We start from the raw sequence: 258 nt of genomic DNA on the forward strand, positions 1-258 counted from the left end.
GGGGTTTTCCTCAACCAAGGAACCGCCCCATGCGCCCCCTCGAACAACTGGAACAGATCGACCGACAGATCGGTGACCTGCTCGACGGCCTCCCGACCCTCGACCTTCAACACCCCATCAACCCCGACACGCGCACCTGGCTGCACGGCGAACTGGCCAGCTTCTGGACCACGGCCGATGAGCAAGGCGAAACCCCCAGACAAAAACTGCTGGCACTGCGCATGGCGCTGATGCTGGCCGAGGTTGAGTTGCGCCTGG

1 protein-coding gene is annotated in these 258 nt (G+C 63.6%); it reads left to right on the top strand.

Annotated features, from left to right (window positions below; all coding sequences use genetic code 11):
- Positions 1-29: 29 nt before the first annotated feature.
- A partial coding sequence (locus tag SB719_RS21160; protein ID WP_412159887.1) for a hypothetical protein occupies positions 30-258 on the top strand: 229 nt, incomplete at its 3' end.

Source organism: Pantoea sp. SIMBA_079, assembly GCF_046940275.1.
GTDB lineage: Bacteria > Pseudomonadota > Gammaproteobacteria > Enterobacterales > Enterobacteriaceae > Pantoea > Pantoea borealis.